The organism is Paracoccus kondratievae (genome assembly GCF_009301415.1).
In the GTDB taxonomy this organism is placed as follows: Bacteria; Pseudomonadota; Alphaproteobacteria; order Rhodobacterales; family Rhodobacteraceae; genus Paracoccus; species Paracoccus kondratievae.
Map to the genome: position 1 here is coordinate 1,842,633 of NZ_CP045072.1, position 26,309 is coordinate 1,868,941.

The 26,309-nt window shown below is 63.8% G+C and carries 24 protein-coding genes; 6 read left to right on the forward strand and 18 right to left on the reverse strand.

What is annotated here, in order from left to right; genetic code table 11:
- The first annotated feature begins 185 nt into the window (after window positions 1-185).
- Window positions 186-1,340, forward strand: a complete 1,155-nt coding sequence (locus F8A10_RS09245) for a patatin-like phospholipase family protein (protein ID WP_010393785.1) — start codon at window positions 186-188, stop codon at window positions 1,338-1,340.
- A 77-nt stretch (window positions 1,341-1,417) separates the two neighbouring features.
- Here F8A10_RS09245 and F8A10_RS09250 read toward each other — a convergent pair whose 3' ends face one another.
- The 11 genes from F8A10_RS09250 to hutI form a co-directional block, all read right to left on the reverse strand.
- The gene (locus tag F8A10_RS09250; protein ID WP_029371541.1) at window positions 1,418-2,524 is read right to left on the reverse strand and encodes an NADH:flavin oxidoreductase/NADH oxidase; all 1,107 of its coding nucleotides are present in this window, start codon (window positions 2,522-2,524) and stop codon (window positions 1,418-1,420) included.
- Between the two features lie 117 nt (window positions 2,525-2,641).
- Complete coding sequence (locus F8A10_RS09255; protein ID WP_152367172.1) at window positions 2,642-3,412, reverse strand: amino acid ABC transporter ATP-binding protein; 771 nt, start codon at window positions 3,410-3,412, stop codon at window positions 2,642-2,644.
- A 4-nt stretch (window positions 3,413-3,416) separates the two neighbouring features.
- Window positions 3,417-4,079 carry an amino acid ABC transporter permease gene (locus tag F8A10_RS09260; protein ID WP_010393777.1) on the reverse strand — a complete coding sequence of 221 codons (663 nt, stop codon included), beginning with the start codon at window positions 4,077-4,079 and terminating at the stop codon, window positions 3,417-3,419.
- A complete protein-coding gene (locus F8A10_RS09265) occupies window positions 4,079-4,726 on the reverse strand; it encodes an amino acid ABC transporter permease (protein ID WP_010393775.1) in 648 nt (215 codons plus the stop codon). The genes F8A10_RS09260 and F8A10_RS09265 overlap by 1 nt, the downstream gene beginning before the upstream one ends.
- A gap of 55 nt (window positions 4,727-4,781) precedes the next feature.
- Window positions 4,782-5,600, reverse strand: coding sequence for a transporter substrate-binding domain-containing protein (locus F8A10_RS09270; protein WP_010393773.1), 819 nt, complete (start codon window positions 5,598-5,600; stop codon window positions 4,782-4,784).
- Window positions 5,601-5,667: 67 nt separating this feature from the next.
- Complete coding sequence (hutU, locus tag F8A10_RS09275; protein WP_152367173.1) at window positions 5,668-7,332, reverse strand: urocanate hydratase; 1,665 nt, start codon at window positions 7,330-7,332, stop codon at window positions 5,668-5,670.
- 12 nt (window positions 7,333-7,344) lie between these two features.
- Window positions 7,345-8,499: an acyl-CoA dehydrogenase family protein gene (locus tag F8A10_RS09280; protein WP_152367174.1), complete on the reverse strand. Its 1,155-nt coding sequence runs from the start codon at window positions 8,497-8,499 to the stop codon at window positions 7,345-7,347.
- Window positions 8,496-9,644 carry a CaiB/BaiF CoA transferase family protein gene (locus tag F8A10_RS09285; protein ID WP_085501747.1) on the reverse strand — a complete coding sequence of 383 codons (1,149 nt, stop codon included), beginning with the start codon at window positions 9,642-9,644 and terminating at the stop codon, window positions 8,496-8,498. The genes F8A10_RS09280 and F8A10_RS09285 overlap by 4 nt, the downstream gene beginning before the upstream one ends.
- Window positions 9,641-10,432 carry an N-formylglutamate deformylase gene (gene hutG, locus F8A10_RS09290; RefSeq protein WP_152367175.1) on the reverse strand — a complete coding sequence of 264 codons (792 nt, stop codon included), beginning with the start codon at window positions 10,430-10,432 and terminating at the stop codon, window positions 9,641-9,643. Before hutG ends, F8A10_RS09285 begins: the two co-directional genes overlap by 4 nt.
- Window positions 10,429-11,970 carry a histidine ammonia-lyase gene (gene hutH / locus F8A10_RS09295; RefSeq protein ID WP_152367176.1) on the reverse strand — a complete coding sequence of 514 codons (1,542 nt, stop codon included), beginning with the start codon at window positions 11,968-11,970 and terminating at the stop codon, window positions 10,429-10,431. Before hutH ends, hutG begins: the two co-directional genes overlap by 4 nt.
- Window positions 11,963-13,165: an imidazolonepropionase gene (hutI, locus tag F8A10_RS09300; RefSeq protein ID WP_152367177.1), complete on the reverse strand. Its 1,203-nt coding sequence runs from the start codon at window positions 13,163-13,165 to the stop codon at window positions 11,963-11,965. Before hutI ends, hutH begins: the two co-directional genes overlap by 8 nt.
- A 96-nt stretch (window positions 13,166-13,261) precedes the next feature.
- On the opposite strand from hutI, the gene F8A10_RS09305 reads away from it, so the two are divergent.
- From F8A10_RS09305 to F8A10_RS09320, 4 genes are all read left to right on the forward strand, one after another.
- The gene (locus tag F8A10_RS09305) at window positions 13,262-14,623 is read left to right on the forward strand and encodes a formimidoylglutamate deiminase (protein ID WP_085501750.1); all 1,362 of its coding nucleotides are present in this window, start codon (window positions 13,262-13,264) and stop codon (window positions 14,621-14,623) included.
- Window positions 14,620-15,321, forward strand: a complete 702-nt coding sequence (locus tag F8A10_RS09310) for a GntR family transcriptional regulator (RefSeq protein WP_152367178.1) — start codon at window positions 14,620-14,622, stop codon at window positions 15,319-15,321. The genes F8A10_RS09305 and F8A10_RS09310 overlap by 4 nt, the downstream gene beginning before the upstream one ends.
- Before the next feature lie 69 nt (window positions 15,322-15,390).
- Complete coding sequence (locus tag F8A10_RS09315) at window positions 15,391-16,179, forward strand: inositol monophosphatase family protein (RefSeq protein ID WP_152367179.1); 789 nt, start codon at window positions 15,391-15,393, stop codon at window positions 16,177-16,179.
- Window positions 16,180-16,241: 62 nt separating this feature from the next.
- Window positions 16,242-17,201, forward strand: coding sequence for a DMT family transporter (locus F8A10_RS09320; protein WP_010393751.1), 960 nt, complete (start codon window positions 16,242-16,244; stop codon window positions 17,199-17,201).
- Here the strand turns inward: F8A10_RS09320 and F8A10_RS09325 are convergent.
- On the reverse strand, window positions 17,155-19,314 hold the full coding sequence (locus F8A10_RS09325; RefSeq protein ID WP_029371537.1) for a lytic transglycosylase domain-containing protein: 2,160 nt from the start codon (window positions 19,312-19,314) through the stop codon (window positions 17,155-17,157). The two genes, F8A10_RS09320 and F8A10_RS09325, sit on opposite strands and share 47 nt — an antisense overlap.
- 103 nt (window positions 19,315-19,417) lie before the next feature.
- Here F8A10_RS09325 and dapA point away from each other — a divergent pair, with 103 nt between their 5' ends.
- Complete coding sequence (gene dapA / locus F8A10_RS09330) at window positions 19,418-20,293, forward strand: 4-hydroxy-tetrahydrodipicolinate synthase (protein ID WP_010393747.1); 876 nt, start codon at window positions 19,418-19,420, stop codon at window positions 20,291-20,293.
- Between the two features lie 58 nt (window positions 20,294-20,351).
- On the opposite strand, the gene F8A10_RS09335 is transcribed toward dapA, so the two are convergent.
- The 6 genes from F8A10_RS09335 to F8A10_RS09360 are packed head-to-tail and all read right to left on the reverse strand — an operon-like array spanning window position 20,352 to window position 26,302.
- A complete protein-coding gene (locus F8A10_RS09335; RefSeq protein ID WP_010393745.1) occupies window positions 20,352-20,759 on the reverse strand; it encodes a Na+/H+ antiporter subunit G in 408 nt (135 codons plus the stop codon).
- A gap of 9 nt (window positions 20,760-20,768) precedes the next feature.
- Window positions 20,769-21,038 (reverse strand): K+/H+ antiporter subunit F, encoded by a 270-nt coding sequence (locus F8A10_RS09340; RefSeq protein WP_010393744.1) that lies wholly within the window; start codon window positions 21,036-21,038, stop codon window positions 20,769-20,771.
- On the reverse strand, window positions 21,035-21,526 hold the full coding sequence (locus F8A10_RS09345; RefSeq protein ID WP_010393741.1) for a Na+/H+ antiporter subunit E: 492 nt from the start codon (window positions 21,524-21,526) through the stop codon (window positions 21,035-21,037). The genes F8A10_RS09340 and F8A10_RS09345 overlap by 4 nt, the downstream gene beginning before the upstream one ends.
- Window positions 21,523-23,097, reverse strand: coding sequence for a monovalent cation/H+ antiporter subunit D (locus F8A10_RS09350; protein WP_085501753.1), 1,575 nt, complete (start codon window positions 23,095-23,097; stop codon window positions 21,523-21,525). Before F8A10_RS09350 ends, F8A10_RS09345 begins: the two co-directional genes overlap by 4 nt.
- Complete coding sequence (locus F8A10_RS09355; RefSeq protein WP_010393737.1) at window positions 23,094-23,462, reverse strand: Na+/H+ antiporter subunit C; 369 nt, start codon at window positions 23,460-23,462, stop codon at window positions 23,094-23,096. Before F8A10_RS09355 ends, F8A10_RS09350 begins: the two co-directional genes overlap by 4 nt.
- The gene (locus F8A10_RS09360; protein WP_010393736.1) at window positions 23,462-26,302 is read right to left on the reverse strand and encodes a monovalent cation/H+ antiporter subunit A; all 2,841 of its coding nucleotides are present in this window, start codon (window positions 26,300-26,302) and stop codon (window positions 23,462-23,464) included. The genes F8A10_RS09355 and F8A10_RS09360 overlap by 1 nt, the downstream gene beginning before the upstream one ends.
- Window positions 26,303-26,309 lie beyond the last annotated feature (7 nt).

The window sequence follows — 26,309 nt, forward strand, 5'->3', positions numbered from 1 at the left end:
CTTCAATATATCCGTTGACAGCGCCGTGGCAATCGTTCCGACCGATTTCCTTGCCGTCACTGTGACATATGTCAGTTATAAATTTGATTTTTAACAATTTTTCATCCGCGGTTTTCCGCGTTATGGAATTCTTCATTCCTGAGACATAGCGTGCAGGGAATCACACCAGAAGATCTGGAGCCGGAATGAGGGACAAAAATCGGGAAACCCCCGAAAAAATTGTGCTGGTTCTGCAAGGGGGCGGCGCGCTGGGGGCGTTTCAGGCCGGCGCTTACGAGGCACTATGCGACGCAGGGCAGGAACCAGAATGGCTGGCCGGAATCTCGATCGGCTCGATCAATGCGGCGCTTATTGCGGGAAACCCTCCGGGTGAACGCTTGCCAGCGCTGCGTCAGTTCTGGGATCGGGTGACGGGGGCACCCTGGCTCATGGCCCCCTGCCTTGGCAAGGGGCCGCTGCATGAACAGATGCGTGCTGCCTGCAACGAAGGCAGCGCCGCCATGACTGCGCTGCTGGGTGCGCCAGGCTTTTTCCGCCCGCGTCTGCCGGACCTCTTTTCGTTTCTGCCCGGCCTGATGCGCCAGACCAGCTGGTATGACACCGGGCCCCTGCGCGATACGCTGCTAGAGCTGATCGACTTTGACCACCTGAACCGCTACGGACCCCGGCTGTCTATCGGCGCCGTGGATGTCGAGACGGGCAATTTCACCTGTTTCGACAGCCGCGAGACCACGATCACCGTTGATCATATCATGGCCTCGGGTGCGCTGCCGCCGGGTTTTCCTGCGGTCGAGATCGAGGGGCGACACTATTGGGACGGCGGGCTGGTGTCGAACTCACCACTGCAATTCGTCTTGGAAACACCCAGCACCCGGCCACTGTCCATCTATCAGGTGGACCTTTACCCGTCGCGGGACAGCCTGCCCCGCTCCATGGCCGAGGTTGAACAACGCGAACGCGAGATCCGCTTTTCCAGCCGTACACGGCTGAACACCGATGAATTCCGCAACCGTCATGCGCTGGCCAGCGCAGCGCGCCGATTGCGCGCCCGCCTGCCCCGCGAATTCCGTGACGACCCGGATCTGACCCGGCTGATCGAGGCAGGCCCTGCCCATCCGGTCAGCCTGATGCATTTGATCTATCGCCATGCAAGCTATGAAGGCGCATCCAAGGATTACGAATTCTCGCGCCTTTCGATGCTGGATCACTGGCACGACGGGCGGCGGGACGCAGAACGCTCGTTGCGCGATCCGCGCTGGATCAACCGGCAGGTACCGCAGGATGGGCTGATGATTTTTGACATCAGCGACCCGCATCACCAAGAGGCGGCCGCCAGCTGAACCATCACATGGACACACCGCCCGGCTGGTTGCGGGCGGTGTGACATGACAGCAGGGGCAATATCAGCGTTGGGGGATCAGTCAGTCTGGAACAGGCTCTTTAGTGTCGAAGGCTGACTGCGCCAGAATTGCGGTGGGGCTTTGACGCTGGCACCAAGTTTGGCCGCCGCGTGCCAGGGCCAGCGGGGATCGTAAAGCACGGTTCTAGCCAGTGCGATCATGTCTGCGTCACCCGTGGCGACGATAGCCTCGGCCTGCTCAGGCTCGGTAATCAGACCAACGGCAATGACCGGGATACCTACCGCCTGCCTGACGGCGCGCGCCAGCGGCACCTGATAATTCGGCCCGACCGGGATCTTTTGACGCGGGTCCAGCCCGGCGCTGCTGATATGAATGGCGGCACATCCCCGCGCCTCCAGCGCCTGCGAAAGGGCGATGCTGCCTTCGATGTCCCAACCGTTTTCGACCCAATCAGTGCCCGAAATGCGGGCCGTCACCGGATAGCCCTCTGGCACGGCGTCTCGCACCGCCTCAAAAACCTCCAGCGGGAAACGCATGCGGTTTTCAAGGCTGCCACCATATTCATCTTCGCGCCGGTTCGACAGTGGCGACAGGAACTGATGCAACAGATAACCATGCGCGGCGTGGATCTGGATCGCGTCGATCCCCAGCCGCACCGCCCGACGCGCCGCTGCGGCAAAGGCGTCACGTACACGTGTAAGCCCTGCCCGGTCCAGCGTCACCGGAGGATGGTCACTTTCCGCAAAGGGCAGATCCGAGGCTGATACCGTCTGCCAGCCATTCGCGGCATCAGGCGCGATCTGGGCCCCGCCTTCCCATGGCTTCGCGGTCGAGGCCTTACGCCCGGCATGGGCAAGCTGGATCGCGATGGGCATGTCGGACCAGGCCCGGACACCTTTCAGAACGCGATCCATCGCCGCTTCGGTTTCATCATCCCACAGCCCGACATCACCATAAGAGATGCGGCCCTCGGGCAGGACGGCGGTGGCTTCGATGGTCAGAATGGCAGCGCCGGAATGCGACAGGGCGCCAAGATGGATCAGGTGCCAGTCGGTCATCCGCCCATTCTCGGCGGAATAGGTGCACATCGGAGCAATGACGATCCTGTTGGAAAGGGTCTTGCCGCCAATGGCAATCGGCTGAAATAGCTGGGATCTGGGCATGAAAAGGTCCTTACGGTTGTCCCTTTCACATAGGCCGCCGATCCCTTGCCACAAGCCCTGCCCGCGCGGTTCCTGCCGGCAAGGGCGTTTCGGGGGGCAAAACGCCCCCTTGTTCGTTCAGAAGCTGTTGCGCTCGTGGTAGGTGCGCAGGAAGTTCTGGATGCGCTGGTCCTTCGGCGCGTGGAAGATGCCCTGAGGGCTGTCCACGGCGACCAGTTCGCCTTTTTCCATGAACGCGACCTGATCGGCGACATGGGCGGCAAAACCCATCTCATGGGTGACGACCACCATGGTCATGCCCTCGGACGCCAGCGTCTTCATGACGTTCAGCACCTCGCCCACCAGTTCGGGGTCCAGCGCCGAAGTCGGCTCGTCAAAAAGCATCAGCCGCGGCTCCATAGCGATGGCGCGGGCGATGGCGACGCGTTGCTGCTGACCCCCGGACATGCGCGAGGGGTGGTTTTCCATCTTGTCGGCAAGACCCACCTTGGTCAGCGCCTCGGCCGCGCGGGTCTCGGCCTCGGCCTTTGAAAGGCCGCGCACGCGGATCAGCCCCTCGGCCACGTTCTCTTTCGCGGTCATATGTGGCCAAAGGTTGAACTGCTGGAACACCATACCGATCGAACGGCGCATCTCGCGCAGCTTGCGTCCCGACATCTTGCGGCCCGGGGTTTCATAGCCGATCAGCTGGCCGTCTATGCGGATCTCGCCCGAGTCGTATTCCTCGAGAAAGTTGATGCAGCGCAAAAGCGTGGACTTGCCCGAACCCGAGGGCCCGATCAGGCAAGTCACTTTGCCCGGCGGGATGGACAGATCAACGTCCTTCAGCGCGTGGAACGGCCCGTAATATTTGTTGACCTTGCGGATCTCGACGGCGGATGCCTGCATCGGCTCAGGTCCTTTCGATCAGATGTTTGGTGATACGCGTCTCAACCCTGCGGCCAACGCGCGAGATAGCTTCGACCAGCACCCAGAAGAACAGTGCCAGCACCAGATTCGCCTCGAGGTAACGGTAGGTCTCGGCGGACATGCGGCCGACCTGATACATCAGTTCGGGCACGGTGATGATCGACAGGATCACCGTCTCCTTGGTCAGGATGATCGAGAAATTGACCAGCGCCGGCAGCGACGACACCAGCCCCAAAGGCAGGAGGATGCGGCGCACGATGGTCGGCTCGGCCATGCCAATGGCGCGCGCAGCCTCGATCTGGCCATGCGGCACCGCCCGGAAGCCTGCGCGGAAGATCTCTGCGAAATAAGGGCTGCCATAGAGCGTAAGGCCCAGAAGGCCCGCCGGGATCGCGTCCAGCCGCAGTCCGATCAGCGGTCCGCCATAGTAAAGCACGAACAGCTGGACAAGAAAGGGCGTGCCGCGAATGACCTCGATATAGGCCTGGACGATCCAGCCGACAAAGCGCGGTGCGTAACGCTGGACCAGCGCGATGACGAGCCCCAGCGCCATGCCAAAGATGGTGCCCAGAATCCAGCACAGCACGGTGACGCCAAAGCCCCTGAGCAGGGACGGGCCGTATTGTTCAAGGATGCTCCATTCCATCAGATGGCCGTCCTGTGTTCGAGATAGCGTCCCAGCGCCGAAAGGCACAGGTTGATGATCAGATAGATGCAGGCGGCCGCGATATAGACCTCAAGCGGGCGAAAGGTGGTGGCGGCCTGCGCCTGACTGGCGCGGGTGATTTCCATGATGCCGACAACCGAGACCAGCGAGCTGGCCTTGACCAGCAGGATCAGTTCATTGATCAGCGCCGGCAGCGAGATGGTCACGGCCTGAGGCAGGATGATCCGGGTCCAGACATCGCTCGGCTTCATGCCAATGGCAACGGCGGCCTCGGCCTGCCCTTTGGGCAAAGCTGCGATGGCGCCCCGCCAGATTTCCGAGATATAGGCGCTGGCGCATATCCCGACGGTAAAGACCGCCGCAAAAGTGGCGGGCACGTCGATGCCGATCACCGCAAGCGAATAGTAGAACACCAGCAGCTGCACCAGCAGCGGCACTCCACGGAAAAAGCTGACCCAGAGCGCCGCAAGTTTGCGCAAGACCATGTTGGATGAAAGCCGCGCCGCGCAGATCAGCGTGCCGATCACCAGCCCCAGCACGATGCCAAGGACCGAAATCAACAGCGTGTACCGCGCCGCCCAGATCAGTGGTTCGAAACTATCAAGAAAGACCGGAATGGAGAACATGCGCGCCTCGCCTTGGCCCTTGGGAACGGGCGGGGCCAGCCCCGCCCGTCAGCGATCAGTTGGTCGGGACTTCGCGGGGCAGTTCGGTATAGCTGCCCAGCCATTTTTCCTGGATCGCCTTGACGCGACCGTCGTCCGTCATTTTCAGCAGCGCGTCGTTGATAGCCTTGGCAAAGCTTGCGCTGTCATCGCCCTTGCGCAGCACCCAGGCGAAATAGCTCGGCTCACCATACTGGGGCGGATCGAACAGGGCAAAGGTCTCGGGGCGGTTGCTGACCAGATAGGTCAGGTTCGGCAGCGAACCTGTCACCGCGTCCAGGCGACCGGCGGCAAGGTCGGCATAGGCCTCGTCCGTGGTGCCGTATTCCTTAACGTTCACGCCGCCAAGGCTTTCACCAAAGGTCTGCAGGATGCGGGCCTGAGCGGTACCCTGCTGGACACCGACGGTCTTGCCCTTGATGTCCTCGGGCTTGGTCAGCTCGGTGTTGCCGGCTGCCTTGATCAGCGCGACGCTGGCATCCGCGATCGGCAGGGTAAAGGTATAACGCTCGACCCGGTCGGGCGTGATGGTCACAGGGGCGATAATGATATCGAACTTGCCGACCTCAAGCCCCGGCAGCTCGGCGGTCCAGGGGATGTCCTGATAGACCGGCTCGACGCCCAGCTCTTTGGCGACTTCGTCAAACAGATCCTTGGTCAGGCCCTCATACTTGCCGTTGTTCAGCATGTCGAAGGGGGCGTAGTGCATGTCGGTCGCAGTGACGATCTTGCCGGCTGCCTTGATGTCGGCAAGCTGGTCGGCTTGCGCGGCAGTGCCGAGCGCAAGCGCGGTCAGGCCGAACAGGGCAGCCTTGATGCTGGTGTGGAAGGTCATGTCAGTCTCTCCTGGTTGGACGGAAATGAGGCGCGGCACCGGTGCGTTGCGACGCCGCGCCTATGGATCAGAGAATGGCAGGAAGATTCAAGCCGTGCTCCCGCGCACAGTCCAGCGCGATCTTGTATCCCGCGTCCGCGTGACGCATCACGCCGGTTGCCGGATCGTTCCACAGCACCCGGGCCAGACGCGCATCGGCGTCCTCGGTCCCGTCGCAGCAGATGACCATGCCCGAGTGCTGCGAAAAGCCCATGCCGACCCCGCCACCATGATGCAGGGACACCCAGGTCGCGCCCGAAGCGGTGTTCAGCAGCGCGTTCAGCAGCGGCCAGTCGGACACGGCGTCCGAACCGTCCTGCATCGCCTCGGTCTCGCGGTTGGGGCTGGCGACCGAGCCCGAGTCGAGATGGTCGCGGCCGATCACGATCGGGGCCTTCAGCTCGCCGTTGCGCACCATCTCGTTGAAGGCAAGGCCCAGCTTGTGACGCAGGCCAAGGCCGACCCAGCAGATACGCGCCGGCAGACCCTGGAAACTGATCCGCTCACGCGCCATGTCCAGCCAGTTGTGCAGATGGGGGTCGTCGACCAGTTCCTTGACCTTCTGGTCGGTCCTGTAGATGTCCTCGGGGTCGCCCGAAAGCGCCGCCCAGCGGAACGGCCCGATGCCCCGGCAGAACAGCGGCCGGATATAGGCAGGCACAAAGCCGGGGAAGGCAAAGGCGCGCTCAAAGCCCTCTTCCAGCGCCATCTGACGGATGTTGTTGCCGTAATCGACGGTCGGAATCCCCATATCGGCGAATGCGACCATCGCCTCGACCTGTTTGCGCATGCTGATGCGGGCCGCACGCTCGACCGCCTTGGGGTCGGTCTCCTGACGCGAGCGCCATTCCGCGACGGTCCAGCCTTCCGGCAGGTAGCCATGGACCGGGTCATGGGCCGAGGTCTGGTCAGTCACGATATCGGGGCGCACGCCGCGACGGACAAGCTCGGGGAAAACTTCGGCAGCGTTACCGATCAGCGCCACCGACTTCGCCTCGGCCGCCTTGGTCCAGCGGTCGATCATCTCAAGTGCTTCGTCCAGCGAATGGGTCTTTTCGTCGACATAGCGGGTGCGCAGACGGAAATCGGCGCGGGTCTCGTCGCATTCGACCGCAAGGCAGCAGGCACCAGCCATGACAGCCGCCAGAGGCTGGGCACCGCCCATGCCGCCAAGGCCGCCGGTCAGGATCCATTTACCTTTAAGATTGCCGTCATAATGCTGACGGCCCGCCTCGACGAAGGTTTCATAGGTGCCCTGAACGATCCCCTGCGAGCCGATATAGATCCACGACCCGGCGGTCATCTGACCGTACATGGCCAGCCCCTTGCGGTCGAGTTCATTGAAATGATCCCAATTCGCCCAATGGGGAACAAGGTTCGAGTTGGCGATCAGCACGCGCGGGGCGTCCTTGTGGGTCTTGAAGACACCCACGGGCTTGCCCGACTGCACCAGCAGGGTTTCGTCGGTCTCAAGCTTTTGCAGACTGTCGACGATCAGGTCGAAGTCCTGCCAGGTGCGGGCGGCGCGGCCGATGCCGCCATAGACGACCAGCTCATGCGGATTCTCGGCCACATCGGGGTGCAGGTTGTTCATCAGCATCCGCATCGGCGCCTCGGTCAGCCAGCTTTTCGCGGTGATCTCGGTGCCGGTGGGCGGGAAGATGTCGCGGGTGTTTTGACGGGGGTTGTCCATGTCTCTCTCCGTTCAAGCCAGCAGATGGCCGGAAATGATGATGCGTTGGATTTCCGAGGAGCCCTCGTAGATCCGCATGATGCGCAGATCGCGGGCGATCCTCTCGATGGGGAAGTCGCGGGTGTAGCCATAGCCGCCGTGCAGTTGCAGCGCGGTGTCAGCGATGCGGCCAGCCGCCTCACTGGCCGCAAGCTTGGCCATGCTGGAGGCAAGCGAAAAGCGCCCACCGCCATGATGCGCCGCCTGCCGCTGCCGTGCCGCATCCTGCGACAGCAAAAGCGCCTGCCGATAGGCGACGCCCATATCGGCGATCATCCAGCGGATGCCCTGCCGTTCGCTGAGCGGCTGGCCACCGATCACACGATCCTTGGCATAGGCAATCGAGGCCTTCATCGCCGCCTCGGCCAGACCCAGGCATTGCGCGGCGACCTCGATGCGGCCGTTGTCCAGCACCTGCATCGCGGTGCGGAAACCCCGGCCCTCTTCGCCCAGCAGGGCGTCATGGGGCAGATGGCAATCAAGGCTCAGGGTGAACACATGCCCGCCCTTCAGCCCCATGGTCTTTTCAGGGGCACCCGGCTCAAGCCCCGGCGTGCCCTTGGGCAGGATAAAGGCCGAGATGCCGCGATGCGCCTTTTCAGCGTCGGTCACCGCATAGACGACGAGGAAATCCGCAACGCCGCCGTTCGAAATAAAACATTTCGTGCCCTTCAGATGCCAGCCATTCTCGGTCCGGCGGGCGCGGGTCTTCATATCGGCGGGGTCGGACCCGGCGGTCGGCTCGGTCAGGGCAAAAGCGCCCAGAACTTCGCCCGATGCGGCTTTCGGCAGCCACTGCTGTTTCTGCGCCTCGGTCCCGCCCAGCAGGATAGAATCGGTCGCAAGGTAATGCGCTGTCAGCGCCGAAGCGGTCGAGCCACAGGCCCCTGCAACGATCGCCACCGCACGCAACAGCGCCGGGGCGGAAATACCGCTGCCGCCATATTCCTCGGGCAGGTTGGCGCCCATCATCCCGACCTCGCCCAGAACGGCAAGCTGGTCGTGGACAAAAGCCGAAGTTTCATCAGTCCCGGCAGCCTTCGGCGCGATCTGCTCGGCGCAGATGCGTTCCAGCACGTCGCAGAACAGCCGCTCTTCCTCGTTCAGCATGTGCCAGTCATCGCTCATGCGGTCTCCTCCAATCCGAATTCGCGCAGGATGGCGGCGCGATCTCCGCCAAGGCGCGGGGCCGATGTCGTGGCCACAGGCTTTGCTGCGTCAAAGCGCACCGGCTGGCCAATGGTCGGGGCAAGTCCCAGCACCGGATGCGGCAACTGGCTGACCAGTTCGCGGGTCCGGGCATGTTCGTTGTCCGCCGCCTGGGCAATGTCCCAGATCGGCGCAGCGGGCAGGCCCACCCCGGCAAGGGCTGCGACAGCCTCCTCTGTCGTCAGCTCGCGCGACCAGTTTTCGATCAGGCGCTTTACCTCGGGCTCATGCGCGGTGCGGCTTTCGTCGCTGGCAAAGCGCGGATCCTGCGCGGCCTCGGGCGCACCGATCAGCGTTGCAAGCGTGGTGAACTGCTTACCGTTCAGAACCGCAATCACCACCTGCCCGTCGCGGGTCGCAAAGCAGCCAAACGGGGTGGAAAGGGGGTGACGGTTGCCCACCCGCTGCGGCACCTGCCCGGCATAGAAATGCAGCGCATGGCTGGTCGTCAGCATCGAGAACAGCGCGTCATACATGGCAACGTCCAGCGTCGCGCCCTGCCCCGTGGTGTTGCGGTTCACAAGCGCGGCCATGATCGCCCAGCTTGCAAACAGCCCCGCGATCAGGTCGGCCATGCTTTCGCCGGTCTTTAGCGGCGCACCGCCCTCTTCGCCTGTGCCGGCCATCAGGCCCGACATGGCCTGCACGACCAGATCATAGGCCGGCAAGTCACGGAACGGCCCATTCTGGCCAAAACCCGAGATCGAGCAATAGACCAGCCGCGGATTTGCCTCGCGCAGCGCCTCGGGCCCAAGGCCCAGCCGCGCAGCGACGCCCGGACGGAAATTCTCGACCACCACATCGACGCGGGCGGCAATGTCGCGGGCCAGCGCCAGATCTTCGGGCGCCTTGAGGTCCAGGACAAGGCTTTGCTTGCCCCGGTTGTTCAACGTGAAAAGCGCGCTTTCTCCGTCCTTGAACGGGCCGATATGGCGGTAATCGTCACCGGCCGGAGGCTCCAGCTTGATGACCTCGGCCCCCAGATCGGCCAGAAGCGCGGTGCAATATGGCCCCGCCAGCACGCGGGACAGATCAAGTACCCTGATGCCCTGCAACGGCTTCATGCGCGCAGCTCCGGTGCCAGTGCCGCAAGACGTTCAAGGATCGCCCGCAGCGTTACCCGCAATGTTTCGGCCTTGGACTCGTCATAGGCAAAGGGCGGGGTCTCGGTCGCCAGATGTGTCGATTGCGCCAGCTCCATCTGGATGGCGTGAACGCCCTGCTGCGGCTGGCCATAGTGCCGGGTTGTCCAGCCGCCCTTAAAGCGGCCGTTCACCACATTGCTGCGACCAGTGGCGGCGCAAAGCTCGGCCGTGGCTGCTTCGATACGCTTGTCGCAGGACGCGCCGCTGTTGGTGCCGATATTGAAATCCGGCAGTACGCCTTCGAACAGAAAGGGGATCACCGAGCGGATCGAGTGGCAGTCGTAAAGAATTGCCACGCCATGGCGCGCCCGCACCCGCTCGATCTCGGCGGTAAGCGCCTGATGATAGGGGGTGTGAAAGCGGGCTTTGCGGTCGGCGATTTCCTCGGCACCCGGTTCGGTCAGCCAGATCGCTTCGCCGTCGAAATCGGTCAGCGGCACAAGGCCGGTGGTGTTCTGGCCGGGATAAAGGCTTGCATCATCCGGCCCGCGATTGGCGTCGATGACATAGCGATGAAAGGTCGCGCGCACCGTTGTCGCGCCGGGCAGCAGCCGGTCATAAAGCCGCTCGATATGCCAGTCGGTATCGGCCAGCACCTGTCCGCGCGGGTTCAGCCGGGCACGAATGTCGTCCGGCAGCCAGGTCCCGGTATGGGGCAGGCCCAGAATGACCGGGCTGTCGCCTTGGATGACCTCGACGGGATTCACGGCCGCACCTCATCCAGCAGGTGGCCGGGAACGGCACCAGCCAACACGCCTTCGCGCACCAGCCGGGCGGATTCGGCCAGGTCGGGGGCCAGATAACGGTCCTGTTCCAGCACGGGCACCGTCTGGCGCAGCGCCGTCAGCACCGCCTGCAGCGGGCCCGAGGTCCGCAGCGGGGCGCGGAACTCGACCCCGGCGCTGGCGCAAAGCGCCTCGATACCAAGGATCTGCGCGAGGTTCGCATTCATCCGCTTAAGCCGCCGCGCACCATGGGCCGCCATCGACACGTGGTCTTCCTGGTTGGCCGAGGTGGGCGTGGAATCGGTGCTGCATGGCGTGGCCAGATGCTTGTTCTCGCTCATCAGCGCGGCCGAGGTCACCTCGGCGATCATCAGGCCAGAGTTCAGACCCGGATCGGGGGTCAGGAAGGGCGGCAGATCATGGCTCAGCGCCGGATCGACCATCAGCGCAATGCGGCGCTGTGAAATGGCCCCTATCTCGGCAATTGCCAGCGCAATCTGGTCAGCGGCAAAGGCCACCGGCTCGGCATGGAAGTTCCCGCCCGAGACGATAAGGTCAGCGCCGACCAGCACCAGCGGGTTGTCGGTTGCGGCATTCGCCTCGATCTCAAGGGTGCGGGCAGCCTGCCACAGCAGATCAATACAGGCGCCGGTGACCTGAGGCTGACAGCGGATGCAATAAGGATCCTGCACGCGGCTGTCGCCTTCGCGGTGGCTTTCGCGGATCTCTGACCCGTCCATCAGCGCGCGGATGGTGCGCGCCGCGACGATCTGGCCGCGATGACCGCGCAAAGTGTGGATTTCGTCAAGGAAAGGCGCGGTCGATCCCATGATCGCATCGGTCGACAGCGACGAGGTGACCAGCGCAGCCCGTGCGGCGGCAAAGGCGTCAAACAGCCCGGCAAGCGCGAATGCGGTCGAAACCTGCGTGCCGTTGATAAGCGCCAGCCCCTCTTTGGCAGCAAGCACCACGGGCTTGAGACCCGCGGCCGCCAGCGCCTCGGCCGAGGGCATTTCGCGGCCTTCGAACATTGCGCGGCCTTCGCCCAGCATGGCAGCAGCCATATGGGCCAGCGGCGCCAGATCGCCCGAAGCGCCGACTGAACCTTGCGACGGGATCACCGGCAGCACGCCACGGGCAAGCATGTCCTCGATCAGCCGGATTACCTCGGGACGCACACCCGAAGCGCCACGGCCCAGCGACAAAAGTTTCAGCACCATGATCAGGCGCACGGTCTCGGGCTCGACCGGTTCGCCCACGCCGCAGCAATGCGACAGGATCAGGTTGCGCTGCAACGTCGCGGTGTCCTGCGCCGCGATCTTGATCGAGGCCAGTTTGCCAAAGCCGGTGTTCACGCCATAGACCGGAACCTCGCCATTGGCGGCGGCATTGATCCGGGCGGCAGATTCGGCGATGCCCGCACGGGCCGAGTCGTCCAGCCGCGCGGCCAGCCCCTCGCGCCAGATACGCTCCAGCTGCGCGAGTGTCGTTTCACCGGGAATAAGGATCAGTTCAGACAAGTTCGCCTCCGACGATGCGGGCATGAAGGGGATTAAAACCGATGCGATAGGTCAGCTCGGCCGGATGCCGGATGTCCCAGACGGCCAGATCGGCGCGCATCCCGGCAGCAAGCCGGCCGCGATCCTCAAGGCCCAGCGCCTGCGCAGCATGGCGCGTAACGCCCGCCAGACATTCGGCCGGGGTCATGCGAAACAGTGTGGCGCCCATGTTCATGGTCAAAAGCAGAGAGGTCAGCAGCGAGGTGCCGGGGTTGCAATCCGTCGCCAGCGCAATCGGCACGCCAGCATCACGCAGCCCCTGCATCGGCGGATATTGCGTCTCGCGCAGCGTATAGAATGCACCGGGCAGCAGTACCGCGACGGTGCCCGAGGCCGCCATCGCCTTGATCCCGTCCTGGCCCAGATATTCAAGGTGATCGGCCGACAGCGCGCCATGCTGCGCAGCCATAGCCGCACCGCCCAGATCGGACAGCTGCTCGGCATGCAGCTTGACCGGCAGGCCAAGCCGGACGGCGTGATCAAAGATCCCCGCCATTTCCTCGCGCGAAAACGCGATGCCTTCGCAGAATCCGTCAACGGCGTCGATCAGCCCTTCGGCATGGCCGCGCTCCATCCCGGCAATGACGACATCGCGGATATAACCCTGACGGTCATCCTTGTATTCCGGCGGCAGGGCATGGGCGGCAAGCCAGGTGGTGCGCACCGTTACCTTGCGCATCTGGCCGATACGACGGGCAACGCGCAGCATCTTGAGCTCGCCATCAACATCGAGCCCATAGCCCGACTTGATCTCAAGCGTCGTGACCCCTTCGGCCAGCAAAGTATCGACACGCGGCAGGGCCGAGGCCAGCAACGCCTCTTCGTCCGCTTCACGCGTGGCGCGAACGCTGGACAGGATGCCGCCGCCGGCGCGGGCGATCTCTTCGTAAGAGGCGCCTTCCAGCCGCATCTCGAACTCGCGCGCGCGGTCGCCGCCAAAGACGATATGGGTGTGACAGTCGATCAGCCCGGGGGTCACCAGCCGCCCGCCCAGATCCTCGCGCGTCGCACCGGTATATTCGGCAGGCAGATCCGCTTCAGCCCCAACCCAGATGATTCGGTCGTCTCCGATCACCGCCGCGCCTTGCTCAATCAGGCCATAACCGCCTGACTTTTCGTCCATTGTTACAAGATGTGCGTGGTGAAGAAGCTTCATCGGCTCGCATCCCCGATTGATTTCCAGGTTGTTCTATGTCTAAACTTAATTAACCTCTATGTCTAAACTTATTTTGACGCAAGGAAGAGTGACGAGATGACGGTTATCTGGGCGAAACGGGCCTTGTTGCCCGAAGGATGGGCAGAAAATGTCCGGGTGACGATCAATCAGGGCCGAATCGCCAAGGTCGAAAAGGGCGCGGCGCGGCGCGGCCATCAGGCGGGACTGTTGCTGCCGGCAATGGCAAACCTGCACAGCCATGCCTTTCAGCGCGCCATGGCCGGCTTGTCCGAGGCAAAGGGCCCCGAGCCACGCGATACCTTCTGGACCTGGCGGCAAATCATGTACCGCTTTCTTGACCACCTTGGCCCAGATGATGTCGAGGCCATCGCCGCCCTTGTGCAGATGGAGATGCTGGAGGCCGGTTACGCCACCAATGTCGAGTTCCATTATCTGCACCACGGCCCCGGCGGCGCGCCCTATGACAATATCGCCGAGATGGCCGAGCGCATCGCAGCAGCGGCCAGCCGGACGGGCATCGGCCTGACGCTTTTGCCGGTGCATTACCAGTTTGGCGGCGTAGACCAGCGCGCGCTTGCCCCCGGCCAGAACCGCTTTGGCACGACGCCCGAAGAGTTTCAGCGCCTGCTTGACGCCTCGGAGGCGGCGCTTGGCGGCCTGCCCGCCGATGCCGGTATCGGCGTTGCGCCCCATTCGCTGCGCGCCGTCTCGCCCGAGGGGTTGGCGGCCTGCGTCGATCTGCGGCCCGGCCGGCCGTTGCACATGCATCTGGCCGAGCAGGTCCCCGAGATCGAGGAAATCAGCACCGCCTATGGCCGCCGCCCGGTCGAATGGCTGCTCGACAACCACCAGCCCGACCGGCGCTGGACGCTGATCCACCTGACCCACATGACCAAGGATGAGACCCGCCGCCTTGCCGCCACCGGCGCAGTCGCCGGGCTGTGCCCGATCACCGAATCATCCCTTGGCGACGGCATCTTCAACGGCACGATCTGGGCAGCGGCAAAGGGCCGGGTCGGCTTTGGCTCGGACAGCAACATCCGCATCTCGCTGGTCGAAGAATTGCGCACACTGGAATACAGCCAGCGCCTGCGTGATCGGGGCCGGGCGATCCTGGCCGAGCAGGAACGCTCGACCGGACGGGTGCTTTATGAAGCCGGGCTTGACGGTGGTGCGACCGCCGCAGGGCGCGAGACCGGGGCGATCCGCAAGGGTCTGTGGGCTGATCTGGTCGCGGTAGACCTTGAAAATCCGGTAATGGCGGGACGCAAGGGCGATCAGATGCTCGACAGTCTGATCTTTGCCGGGCACGACGGGCTGGTACGGGACGTCTGGTCGGCGGGCCGCCATGTCGTCAGCGAAGGTCGGCATATGGAACGCGATCGCATTATCGCGGATTATCTGACGACTATCTCACGGCTTCAGGACCACATGTGACCGAAAAAAGCTCATCCAAGGCACAGGCCATCGTTACCGAGGTGCGTCGCCGTATCGCTGACCGCGAATGGCGGCAGGGCGACCGCATCCCGGACGAAGCAGAGCTGGCCGTCGAATTCGGCGCTGCCAGGGCCACTGTGAACAAGGCCCTGCAACTGCTGGCCAAAGAGGGGCTTCTGGACCGCAAACGCCGCGCCGGAACACATGTGACGGTGAACCCGACGCGCAAGGCGACACTGACCATTCCCATCGTGCGCGAACAGATCGAGCAGGCGGGAATGGAATACAGCCACCGCGTCGTTGCACAAAAGAAAAGCCCGATCCCCGCCGCCATTGCCGAACGGATGGAACTGCCAGAGGGTCAGATGCTGATCCATCTGCGCACGGTCCATTACGGCGACGGCAAGCCGTTTCAGGCCGAGGATCGCTGGATCAACCCGGCTGCTGCCCCGGGCGTTGATGGGATCGACTTTCACCGTGTCAACGCCAATGAATGGCTGGTGCGCAACGCGCCATGGCTGCGCGCCGAGATCGCCTTTTCAGCCGAGAACGCCAATGCCCGCGATGCCCGCCTGCTAGAGACGCGGCAAGGCAGTGCGCTATTGATCCTGCAGCGCACGACCTTCAACGATCTGGGCGCGATCACCACCGTCCGTGTGGCCTTTCATCCGGGCCACACCATGATTGCAACGCACTGAGGGGCGCGCCCGCTTCACTTTGCCACGGCCTTCGCCTAAGACATCGGCCAATCCCAAAAAGGAAAAGCCATGGCCAGCGCCAATCTCAACATCATGATCAGGGCCGCGCGCAAGGCGGGCCGCAGCCTCGTCAAAGACTTCCGCGAGGTCGAAAACCTTCAGGTCTCGGTCAAGGGCGCGGGCGATTTCGTCAGCCGCGCCGACCGCGAGGCCGAGCGCATCATCAAGGAAGAGCTGCGCAACGCGCGGCCGAACTATGGCTGGATCGGCGAGGAAACCGGCGAAGAGGACGGCGAGGACCCGACCCGGCGCTGGATTGTCGATCCTCTGGACGGCACCACCAACTTTCTGCACGGCCTGCCCCATTGGGCGGTCAGCATCGCCCTTGAGCACAAGGGCGAGATTGTCGCATCGGTGGTCTTTGACGCCGCCAAGGACGAGTTGTTTACCGCTGAAAAGGGCGACGGCGCATTTCTCAACGACCGCCGTATCCGCGTTTCGGGCCGTCGGCAGATGATCGAGTCGATCTTTGCCACCGGCGTTCCCTTCGCGGGGCGCGGTCCCCTGCCTGCAACGCTGCGTGATCTTGGCCGGCTGATGCCGCTGACCGCAGGCGTGCGCCGCTGGGGCGCGGCCTCGCTGGATCTCGCCTATGTCGCCGCGGGCCGCTACGAAGGGTACTGGGAACGCGGGATCAAATCCTGGGACGTGGCCGCTGGCGTTCTGCTGGTGAAAGAGGCTGGCGGTCGGGTCGATTCGATCCATCCCGGCCAAAGCCCGGTGGAATCAGGCTCGATCGTCGCCGCCAACCCCCAGCTTTTCGACGAATTGGCAGGAATAGTGCGTCAGCGCGACTGAGCCCGGCTTGACCTTTCCTGCCGGGAAAGGCATGGGCGGATTTCAAGTCTGGAAATGCGCCGATGCCAAATGACAGCCAGACGGGGCCGCTGATGGCCCCGGCAGCCCGCCCGCCTGCCGTTCCACCACCGCTTGCCGCCCCACGGACAGAGCGTCAGGGCACGGCCATCCTGTTGATCTGTGGATCGGCGCTGATCTTTGCAGCCCAGGACGGTATCTCGCGCTATCTGGGCGCCACCTATTCCCCGATCTTTGTCATCATGCTGCGGTTCTGGTTCTTCGCGGCATTCGTCATCCTGCTCTGCGCCCGCTCGTCGGGCGGGCTGGCGCGGGCAGCGCGGTCAAAACGGCCATGGACACAAGCCTTTCGCGGCGTCCTTCTGGTGGCCGAAGTGGTGGTCACGGTCGAGGCATTTGTGCGTCTGGGCCTGATCAACACCCATGCGATCTTTTCCTGCTATCCGCTGCTGATATCGGCGCTGTCGGGACCGTTCCTGGGCGAAAAGGTCGGCTGGAGACGCTGGGCAGCCGTCGCGGTTGGTTTCGTCGGCATCCTGATCGTGCTGAAACCGGGCAGCGGGGTCTTCAGCTCTGACGCGATCCTGCCTTTTGCCGGCGCGGCGATGTTTGCGGTTTATGGCCTGCTGACCCGGCTGGTCGGGCGCGACGATCCGGCCATGGTCAGCTTTTTCTGGACCGGCATCGTCGGAGCCATCGCCATCACCCTTGTCGGCGTCTGGCATTGGGAACCGATCGCAGGACGCGACATTCCCTGGCTTTTGCTGCTGTGCCTGACGGCGGTGGTCGCGCATTACATGCTGATCAAGGCCTATGAACTGGCCGAAGCTTCGACCTTGCAGCCCTTTTCATACACCCAGCTTGTCTGGGTCAGCATCTTTGGCGTGACGATCTTTGGTGAAACGCTGGCACCGAATGTCGCCATCGGCGGGCTGATCGTCGTCGGCGCGGGCCTGTTTACCTGGTGGCGCGCACGCCAGCGCGAGCGGGCCGGACTGAACTGAGCGGGGCGGCATTCGCCTCTTCGACCGAGAACGCCGCCTGCCCCAATACCTCGGCCAGCGCGCCACCCGCCGCATAGCCGGTCAGCGACCGCGTGGTCATCAGGGGCCGGGCAGAACGCACCAGCCGGATCGGCGGAGGCGCGGGCGCAGGTTTCATCCCGCCCCCGGTCAGATCCCATGTCGGGACCAGAGGCACCGGCGTGCCTTTGATGCGGGCGCGATAGATTGGCAGCGCCTCGGCCACGCGCATGACGTAGTTGCGCGTCTCGTCAAAGGGGATCATCTCGACCCAATCGACCGGATCGACCCCGCCGCGCAGGTCTCCGAATTCGCCCAGCCAGCGGGCCGAACGACCCGGACCGGCGTTGTACCCCGACGCGACCAGCGCGATCGAGGGGCCGAAGCGGTCGCGCAGCCCGGCCAGATAGGCTGCGCCCAGCCGGGCATTATAAGCGGCGTCACGGGTCAGCCTCGCCTGATCAAAGGGCTCACCCAGCCGCCGCGCCATCGAACGCGCGGTGTCGGGCATCACCTGCATCAGCCCCAGCGCCCCGGCATGCGATGAAACGGTATGGTTGAACTCGCTTTCCCGCCGCGCAATCGCCATGACCAGTTCGGGCGGCAGGCCCAGCGGACGGGTCTCAAGCCCGGTCAGAGGGTAATAGGCCGCAGGATAGACGACGCCCTTGGCCGCCGCTGCCTTGGCCAAGCGCAGCGCGTGCCAAGGCAGGCGCATTTCCATCATCAGCCGGGCCATGCGACCGATATCTTCGGGCGCGGCTGTCTCGGCCAGATGCAGAAAAAAGCGGGCCGCCTGATCAGGCTCACCTGCCGCGATCAGCCAGACGCCCGCCTGCCAGATCCGGTTTTCGCGCAAATCACTGCCGCGCCAGTCGGGCAAGGTCTCGGTGCTGCGCCCGGCAATCGCCAGCTCCGGCTGCATGGGCAGGCCCAGCTTTTCAGCGGCAAGCTGGCCATACCATGCCGATTGGTAGCCAGCGGCGCGGGTATAGGCGGCACTGGCGTCGGCGGTTTTCCCTGCGGCCTCGTATGCCCGGCCCTGCCAGTAATGGGCGCGCGATAGCGAGATCGGGCTTGCCACCGCCTTTTCCAGCGTCTGGAAATGCGCCAACGCCCGGTCCGGCGCGCCACCTCGCAAGGCCGCATAACCGGCAAGCCATTCCAGATCGGAATAATCATCGCCGCCCGCAGACAGGAAATGCCCGGCGGCCAGCTTTTCAGCCAGCGCCCAGTTGCCCTGCCGCAGCGCGAGCCTGGCGTAATCGGCCCGCTTGCCAGCCCAGGCGGCAGGGTCGCGCAAGGCCTCGGCACTGGTCGAACGCTCCAGCATCAGATCGCGTGCCAGATCCGGCATCTTGGCCCATACCCGCCAGCGAAAGCGGTCAAGCGCAAGCCCGGCGTCATCTCTTTGTCCGGCGGGCAGCGCAAGGATCAGCGCATCCACGCCGGTCTGTCCAGCTTGCAGCGCCAGCCGCGCCCGGCCCAAGGCCTGCGCCGGAGCCGAGGCAAGCGGCAAGGCAACCTGCGCGGCCTGCCATTCGCCCTGATCCAAAAGCCGCATCAGCCGCGTATCGTGCAGACCCGCGACCGTTTCGCCATGGGCAGCCAGGAAAACATCGGCCTCGGCCTTGCTTAGCGCCTGTTCGGACCAGAAACGGGCAATCTCGTCGCGGGCGGCCTGCGGATCGGTTTTCTTTAGCGCCGCGATCAGCGCCATCGCACCGTTCAGCGTGTCGGGGTGGCGCGTGCCGAACCAGCCGATCACCTCATCCGGCGGCAGGTCGGCCCGCAACAGTGCATCCCCGCGCTTCCAGAACAGCGCCATGCCGGGCCAGTCGCGATTACGGGCAGCAAAGTCGCGGTATTCCGCCCAAGTCCCCTGCCCTGCCCGCAGCCGCTGCCACAGGATCAGGTCGCGGGCGACAGGACCCGAGGCCTCGGCCTCGGCCGTGGCAGCGGACCAGTCACGCATCGCAGCAGCGCCCAACGCCCGGGACAAACGCTGGGCATCCTCGGCCCGGGCCGGCAAGGCCAGACTAAGGGCAAAGGCCAGAGCAAACCCGACAAGCCTGTCACGGAAAGGATACATCATGGCTTCATTTCTGCGGGCTTCCTGCAGGGGGCGCAACTCAAATCCTTGGCAATTCGCGCGCCCGGATGTAAGCCCGCAACAGAAGCAAATTCAGGATACCCACATGTTCAGAGGCTCGCTGCCCGCGCTGGTCACGCCATTCACCCCCGATGGGGAGCTGGATCTCCCAGCGCTGGAGAAGCTCGTCGAGTGGCATGTCGAGCAGGGCAGCCATGGTCTGGTGCCCGTCGGCACCACCGGCGAAAGCCCGACCCTGAGCCACGAGGAGCACCGTCTGGTCATCGAAGAGGTCGTGCGCATGTCCGCCGGCCGCATCCCGGTTATCGCCGGGGCTGGCTCAAACTCGACGCGCGAGGGAATCGGGCTGGTCCAGCACGCTCAGGCCGCAGGGGCCAATGCGGCACTGGTGGTGACGCCCTATTACAACAAACCGACGCAGGACGGGCTGATTGCGCATTATACCGCGTTGCATGACGCAAGCGAGCTGCCGATCATCATCTACAACATCCCCGGCCGCTCGGTCATCGACATGACGCCCGAAACGATGGGCGAACTGGCGAAACTGCCGCGTATCGTCGGCGTCAAGGACGCCACTGGCAAGCTTGAGCGGGTAAGCCAGCAGCGTATCGCCTGCGGCAAGGATTTTATCCAGCTGTCGGGCGAGGACGCGACCGCGCTTGGCTTTAACGCTCATGGCGGCGTGGGCTGCATCTCGGTCACGGCGAACGTCGCACCAAAGCTGTGCGCCGAATTCCAAGAGGCAACTCTGGCTGGCGATTACGCCAAGGCGCTGGAATATCAGGACCGGCTGATGCCGCTGCATGTGGCGATCTTTCTTGAGCCGGGGGTCGCCGGGGCGAAATACGCCATGTCGCGGCTTGGCCTGATCAGCGACCGCGTGCGGCTGCCGCTGGTCGGCCTCAGCGACGCGACCAAGGCCCGCATTGATGCGGCAATGTCTCACGCCGGGCTGATCTAGGCGCGGGACGCCGGAACAATCAGATCAAAAAGAACGGGGCGGGATTTCCGCCCCATTTTCATATGCGGGGCTGGCTGCCCTGCTGATCCCGGCGCTTGCGATCAACAAAGCTTTCCTCGTCCGGATCGGCAAAGGTCGCCCAATCCTTGCCGGGTGCGGGACACGGCAATTCGTCGCGGCTCCAGCCCATATGCATATGGGCCTTGGCAATGAAATAGCCGGTGACAGGGGCGGTCAGCAGCAAAAACAGGGTGATCAGCAGCTCGTGCCAGGTCAGCACGCCATAGCGCGCCGGAAACCAGATCAGTGAGGCGACAAGCACCGCCCCGACCCCCAGCGTTGCCGATTTCGTCGGCGCGTGCAGGCGCGTCATCGGATCGGGCAGTTTGACCAGCCCGTAAGAGCCGACAAGACCAAAGAACCCGCCCGCCACCAACAGAACCGAGACGATGATTTCCGCGATCATTCCCGCCCCCTATTCGATGATATCGCCGCGAAGGACGAATTTCGCATAGGCCACGGTCGAAATGAAACCAACCATGGCAAACAACAGCGAGGCCTCGAAATACATCGTCGTGCCCTTGTCTATGCCAAACAGCGTCAAAAGCGCGATGACATTGATCGACATGGTATCGAGCGCCAGCACCCGATCCGACAACCCCGGCGCAAAGACCACCCGGTAAAGACAGAAAAGCAGCGCCATGCCAAAGCAGCCATAGGCGAAGATCAGCGCGTAAGCGATCATTCAAAGATCTCCTTCAGCCGGGCCTCGTAGCGGGTCTTGATCTCATCAAGGATGCCCTGCGGATCAGGGGCGTGCATGGCATGGACCAGCAGGGCGCGACCGTCCTCGGACAGGTCGCAGCTGACTGTACCGGGGGTCAGGGTGATGGTTGCGGCAAGGGCGGTGATCGCCTCGGGGCGGCGCAGATCCAGAGGTACCGATATCCACGCCGGACGCAGCGCCCGGCGCGGCGTGAACAGCACGATGCGCGCCACGGCGAAATTGGCCTTGATGATGTCCCACAGCACGATGGCCAGATAGGCGGGGATCTTGTGCGGCTTGCCATAGCCCTGCGCGCCGGGCCAATAGGGCGCGGTCATCAGCGGGACGACGATGCCGATGATCACCGCAAAGACCAGCGAGCCGACGGCCCAGCGGTTGACAAGCGCCATCCACACCAGCACCAGCGTAACCGACAGCCAGGGATGGGGAAGCAGGCGACGGATCATTTCGTGCCCTCCTGCGCTTCCAGCACTGACGAGACATAGGCATCGGGGTTATGCAGCTGCGCGGCAGTCGCCTCGGCCAGCCGCAGGGCCGGACCGGCAAGTGCCGTCAGGGCGACAATCCCGGACAACAGCAGCAGGACCGAGGCCACCGCCAGCCAGTTCGCCGGCGCATCGCCCAGATCCTGAATTGGTTCGTCCGGTTCAAGTTTGGGGCCAGTGGCGGCTGGTGGTGCGGGAACCGGGGCCGGGCCCAGTTCGTAGCTTTTCCAAAACACGATCGAGCCAGCGCGGGCCAGCGCATAGATCGCGATCAGCGAGGTGATCAGGATCGTCGCCCAGATCCACACCATCCCGGGGGCCGGGCGGGTGGCCTGCATCACCAGCAGCTTGCCGATAAAACCCGACAGCGGCGGCATTCCGGCGACCGCAATTGCGGCAATGAAATACAACGCCGCGACCAGCCCGTTACCGGGCATCACCTGTTCAAGCCGCAGCCACAGGTCACCACGCCGCGCGCCGATCATGTCCATGATCAGAAACAGCGCACCGGCGGCCAGCGTCGAATGGATCATGTAATAGACCGCAGCCGCAGTCCCTTGCGGGTTGAACTGCGCCACCGCGATCATCAGCGTACCGATCGAGCCGATGGCCGCAAAGGCGGCAAGCCGTCCCAGATGGCGGGTGCCAAGAATGCCAATCTGGCCGATGGCCAGCGTGAACAGCGCCGCTGGCAAAAGCAGATCGGCGACCACGCCCTCGATCACCGCATCTTGCGGAAATACCAGCGTAAAGAAACGGATGATGCCATAGACCCCGACCTTGGTCATGATGGCAAACAGCGCCGCCACCGGCCCCGGAGCATTGGCATAGGTCGAAGGCAGCCAGAAATGCAGCGGCACCAGCGCCGCCTTGACGGCAAAGACCAGCATCAACAGCACCGCCCCGGTCCGCAGCAGCGCGGTATCCTCGGCCGGCATTGCCGCGACGCGCAGCGCCATATCGGCCATGTTCAGCGTGCCGGTGACCGAATAAAGCACCCCCAGCGCCGCCAGAAACAGCGTCGAGCCGGCAAGGTTATAGGCGATGTACTGGACACCGGCGCGCAGGCGCATCCCGCCCCCGCCATGGATCATCAGCCCATAGCTGGCGATCAGCAGCACCTCGAAAAAGACGAAAAGGTTAAAGGCGTCCCCGGTCAGAAAAGCGCCGCAGATCCCCATAAGCTGAAATTGCCATAGCGCGTGGAAATGCCGCCCCTTGCGGTCCCAGCCAGACCCCACGGCGTAAAGCTGCACCGCCAGCGCCAGCACCGCCGTCAGCAAAAGCATCAGCGCCGACAGCCGGTCGAGCATCAGCACGATGCCAAAAGGCGCGGCCCAGTTGCCCAGGCGATAGACATGGACGTCGCCCCCCATGGCAAGGGCATTGAGATAGATCGCCACCCCGGCGAGCAGCGCCGTTCCCGCAATCGAAAAGACGCGCTGCAACATCAGGTCGTTGCGCATCCACAGGATGATCAGCGGCCCGATGACAGCGGGCAGGATAACGGGGGCAATGATAAGATGGCTCATACGTCACCGTCCTGCGATTGCGGTGCCGGAGGCAGGCGGTCGGCGCGCGGCATATCCACCCGGTCGTCCCCGCCTTCCAGAAAGGCGCCAAGCGCCATCATCACCACCACCGCCGTCATGCCGAACGAAATCACGATTGCGGTCAGCACCAGCGCCTGCGGCAGCGGATCGGTATAGGGGCCGCCTGCCTCATTCAGGATCGGCGGCGCGTTCACCACCAGCCTGCCGGTCGCAAACAGAAAAAGGTTGATCGCATAGCTGAGCATCGTCATGCCCAGCACGACGGCAAAGGTCCGCAGACGCAGGATCAGATAGACCCCCGCCGCCGTCAGCATCCCGATCGCGCCTGACAACAGAAGCTCCATCAGCGCCGCGCCTCCTTGCTGGGGTCGATGTCCATCGGGTCCAGGTTGACCGTGCCTCCCGCCTGCCGCGCAATCCGCGACAGCGAGTTCAGCGCCAGCATCACGGCCCCCAGCACGCACAGGAACACGCCAAGGTCAAAGCCCATGGCCGAGGCCAGCTCGAACTCTTCAAGCCCGGGCAGCTTCACATAGCCGTAGGTCGAGGTCAGGAACGGCTGTCCGGCGAACCAGGCCCCTATGCCAGTGATGCCGGCGGCGATAACCCCGGCGCCGATCAGGGCGTGGTAGTTGATCTTTTGCCGCTCTTGCGCCCAGGCGAACCCCGAAGCCATGTATTGCGATACCAGCGCCACCGAGACCACCAGCCCGGCGATGAACCCGCCGCCCGGCACGTTGTGGCCGCGCAGGAAGATATAAAGCCCGACCACCAGTGCAATCGGCAGCACCAGCCGCGTCACGACCACCAGCATCAGCGGATGACGATCCCCTGCACGGGCGGTGTCATGAACCCAGTTGCGCAGCCGGCGACCGCTTGCACCGGCAAGCAATGTCTCGGTCAGGGCATAGATGGTCAGCGCCGCGATACCCAGAACGGTGATCTCGCCAAAGGTATCATAGCCGCGGAAGTCTACGAGGATGACGTTGACGACATTGTCGCCTCCGCCCAGCTTGTGGCTATTGGCAAGCATATATTGCGAGATCGGGGAAAAGGCGAAATCGCTGCGCATGATGACATAGGCCAGCGCGCCAAAGCCCAGGCCTGTCAGCGTGGCGATAAAGGCATCCATCGCCCGCTTGCGGTCACGGCTGTCAAGGACGGTGAACTTGGGCAGAAAGTTCAGCGCCAGCAGCAGCAAAACCACCGTGACCACCTCGACCGAGATCTGGGTCAGCGCAAGGTCAGGGGCGGACAGGTAGATAAAGCTGACCGAGACCATCAGTCCGATGATCCCCACCAGCACCAGCGCAAGGATGCGTTTGCGATGAAAGGCGACCATGCAGCCGCATGCGACCATCAGCGCCGCCCAGCCGATCAGCGGCACGGGCTGGATAGGCAGCATGGGACGTGTCGCGCCCTGCCAGCCTCCGGTCGAAAAGGCCCAGAAACCGCAAAGCATCACCGTCAGCGAAAAGGCCGCAAAGGCCCGTGACATCGAACCATTGGTCAGCCGGTCGGTCAGCGCGACCGCCGCGCAGGTCACGGCGCGGGTGACGGCATCAAAGATCGCCTTGGCATCAGGCCAGGCCATAGCCGCCCGGATGGCCAGCATCCTGCGGTTCAGCACCAGCAGCAGCACCCCGCCGACAAGCGCAGTCAGCGACATCATCAGCGCCGGGGTCACGCCATGCCACAGCGCCAGATGCGGATGCTGGGCCGTCCCGGTGACAGCACTGGCAGCCGCATCGACCAGCCAGCCAGCCATAACGGCGGGGAACAGCCCGATCAGCACCACAAGCACCACAAGCACCGCCGGGGCTGACCACAGGCCAAAGCCCGGATCATGGGGGTGATGAGGATAATCGTTGCGTGGCGCGCCAAAGAACACCTGCCAGACAAACCGCAGCGAATAGCAGACCGAAAACAGCGCGCCCGCCGTCGCGAACGCCGCGATCAGGCTGGGGTGGCCCTGCCAGACGGCATGGCCTGCCTGCTCAAGCATCATCTCTTTGGACAGGAAGCCGTTCAGCGGCGGGATGCCGGCCATGGACAGCGCCGCAACCGTGCCGATCACAAAAGTCACCGGCATCAGCCGCCGCAGCCCGCCCAGACCCGCGATCGAGCGGGTCCCGGCCTCGTGATCGACGATACCGGCGGTCATGAACAGCGCCGCCTTGAATGTGGCGTGGTTGATGATGTGAAAGACCGCCGCCACCGCCGCCGCCTCGGTGCCAAAGCCCAGAAGCATGGTGATAAGCCCCAGATGCGAGACGGTCGAGAAAGCCAGCAGCGATTTCAGATCATCGCGGAACATGGCGATCCACGCGCCCAGCACCATGGTCACAAGGCCGGTGGTCGCCACGATATAGAACCACTCGGGCGTGCCCGACAGCACCGGCCACAGCCTCGCCATCAGGAACAGCCCTGCTTTGACCATGGTGGCCGAATGCAGATAGGCCGAAACCGGGGTGGGCGCCGCCATCGCATGGGGCAGCCAGAAGTGGAACGGAAACTGCGCCGATTTGGTAAAGGCGCCCAGCAGAATCAGCAGCAGTGCCGGAAGGTAATAGGGGCTGGCCTGCACCGCCTCGCGCGCTTGCAGGATATCACCGATGTCATAGCTGCCGGCGATCTGGCCAAGGATCAGCATACCAGCAATCATCGCCAGCCCGCCCATGCCGGTCACGGTCAGGGCCATGCGCGCGCCCTGCCTGCCCTCGGGCAGATGCTTCCAGTAGCCGATCAACAGGAACGAAGACAGCGAGGTCAGTTCCCAAAAGATCAAAAGCAGCAGGATATTATCCGACAGCACGATCCCAAGCATCGCGCCCTGAAACAGCATCAGATAGGTGTAAAACACCCCGACCGGATCTTCGCGCGACAGGTAATGGCGCGCATAGACGATGATCAGCAGCCCGATCCCAAGGATCAGGATCCCGAACAAAAGCCCAAGCCCATCAATACGGAAATTCGCGTTCAGCCCCAGCGAAGGCAGCCATTCAAGGCGCGCCGTCACCACCTCACCCGCCATGATGGCCGGGATATGCAGACAAAGCCCAAGCAGCGCGATAAAACTTGCCGTCGCGCAAGAAATCGCCGCGACATTGCGCCCCGAGCGGATCAGAAGACCGGGCAATAGCGCCCCGATGAACGGAAGCGCGGCGATCAGTGCTGGCGACATTGTCCCT

What these genes read in the sequence shown, in the direction of transcription:
- F8A10_RS09245 (WP_010393785.1), top strand. Translation starts at nt 186, where the DNA reads ATGAGGGACAAAAATCGGGAAACCCCCGAAAAAATTGTGCTGGTTCTG.
- F8A10_RS09250 (WP_029371541.1), bottom strand. Translation starts at nt 2,524, where the DNA reads ATGCCCAGATCCCAGCTATTTCAGCCGATTGCCATTGGCGGCAAGACC.
- F8A10_RS09255 (WP_152367172.1), bottom strand. Translation starts at nt 3,412, where the DNA reads ATGCAGGCATCCGCCGTCGAGATCCGCAAGGTCAACAAATATTACGGG.
- F8A10_RS09260 (WP_010393777.1), bottom strand. Translation starts at nt 4,079, where the DNA reads ATGGAATGGAGCATCCTTGAACAATACGGCCCGTCCCTGCTCAGGGGC.
- F8A10_RS09265 (WP_010393775.1), bottom strand. Translation starts at nt 4,726, where the DNA reads ATGTTCTCCATTCCGGTCTTTCTTGATAGTTTCGAACCACTGATCTGG.
- F8A10_RS09270 (WP_010393773.1), bottom strand. Translation starts at nt 5,600, where the DNA reads ATGACCTTCCACACCAGCATCAAGGCTGCCCTGTTCGGCCTGACCGCG.
- hutU (WP_152367173.1), bottom strand. Translation starts at nt 7,332, where the DNA reads ATGGACAACCCCCGTCAAAACACCCGCGACATCTTCCCGCCCACCGGC.
- F8A10_RS09280 (WP_152367174.1), bottom strand. Translation starts at nt 8,499, where the DNA reads ATGAGCGATGACTGGCACATGCTGAACGAGGAAGAGCGGCTGTTCTGC.
- F8A10_RS09285 (WP_085501747.1), bottom strand. Translation starts at nt 9,644, where the DNA reads ATGAAGCCGTTGCAGGGCATCAGGGTACTTGATCTGTCCCGCGTGCTG.
- hutI (WP_152367177.1), bottom strand. Translation starts at nt 13,165, where the DNA reads ATGAAGCTTCTTCACCACGCACATCTTGTAACAATGGACGAAAAGTCA.
- F8A10_RS09305 (WP_085501750.1), top strand. Translation starts at nt 13,262, where the DNA reads ATGACGGTTATCTGGGCGAAACGGGCCTTGTTGCCCGAAGGATGGGCA.
- F8A10_RS09315 (WP_152367179.1), top strand. Translation starts at nt 15,391, where the DNA reads ATGGCCAGCGCCAATCTCAACATCATGATCAGGGCCGCGCGCAAGGCG.
- F8A10_RS09320 (WP_010393751.1), top strand. Translation starts at nt 16,242, where the DNA reads ATGCCAAATGACAGCCAGACGGGGCCGCTGATGGCCCCGGCAGCCCGC.
- F8A10_RS09325 (WP_029371537.1), bottom strand. Translation starts at nt 19,314, where the DNA reads ATGATGTATCCTTTCCGTGACAGGCTTGTCGGGTTTGCTCTGGCCTTT.
- dapA (WP_010393747.1), top strand. Translation starts at nt 19,418, where the DNA reads ATGTTCAGAGGCTCGCTGCCCGCGCTGGTCACGCCATTCACCCCCGAT.
- F8A10_RS09335 (WP_010393745.1), bottom strand. Translation starts at nt 20,759, where the DNA reads ATGATCGCGGAAATCATCGTCTCGGTTCTGTTGGTGGCGGGCGGGTTC.
- F8A10_RS09340 (WP_010393744.1), bottom strand. Translation starts at nt 21,038, where the DNA reads ATGATCGCTTACGCGCTGATCTTCGCCTATGGCTGCTTTGGCATGGCG.
- F8A10_RS09345 (WP_010393741.1), bottom strand. Translation starts at nt 21,526, where the DNA reads ATGATCCGTCGCCTGCTTCCCCATCCCTGGCTGTCGGTTACGCTGGTG.
- F8A10_RS09350 (WP_085501753.1), bottom strand. Translation starts at nt 23,097, where the DNA reads ATGAGCCATCTTATCATTGCCCCCGTTATCCTGCCCGCTGTCATCGGG.
- F8A10_RS09355 (WP_010393737.1), bottom strand. Translation starts at nt 23,462, where the DNA reads ATGGAGCTTCTGTTGTCAGGCGCGATCGGGATGCTGACGGCGGCGGGG.
- F8A10_RS09360 (WP_010393736.1), bottom strand. Translation starts at nt 26,302, where the DNA reads ATGTCGCCAGCACTGATCGCCGCGCTTCCGTTCATCGGGGCGCTATTG.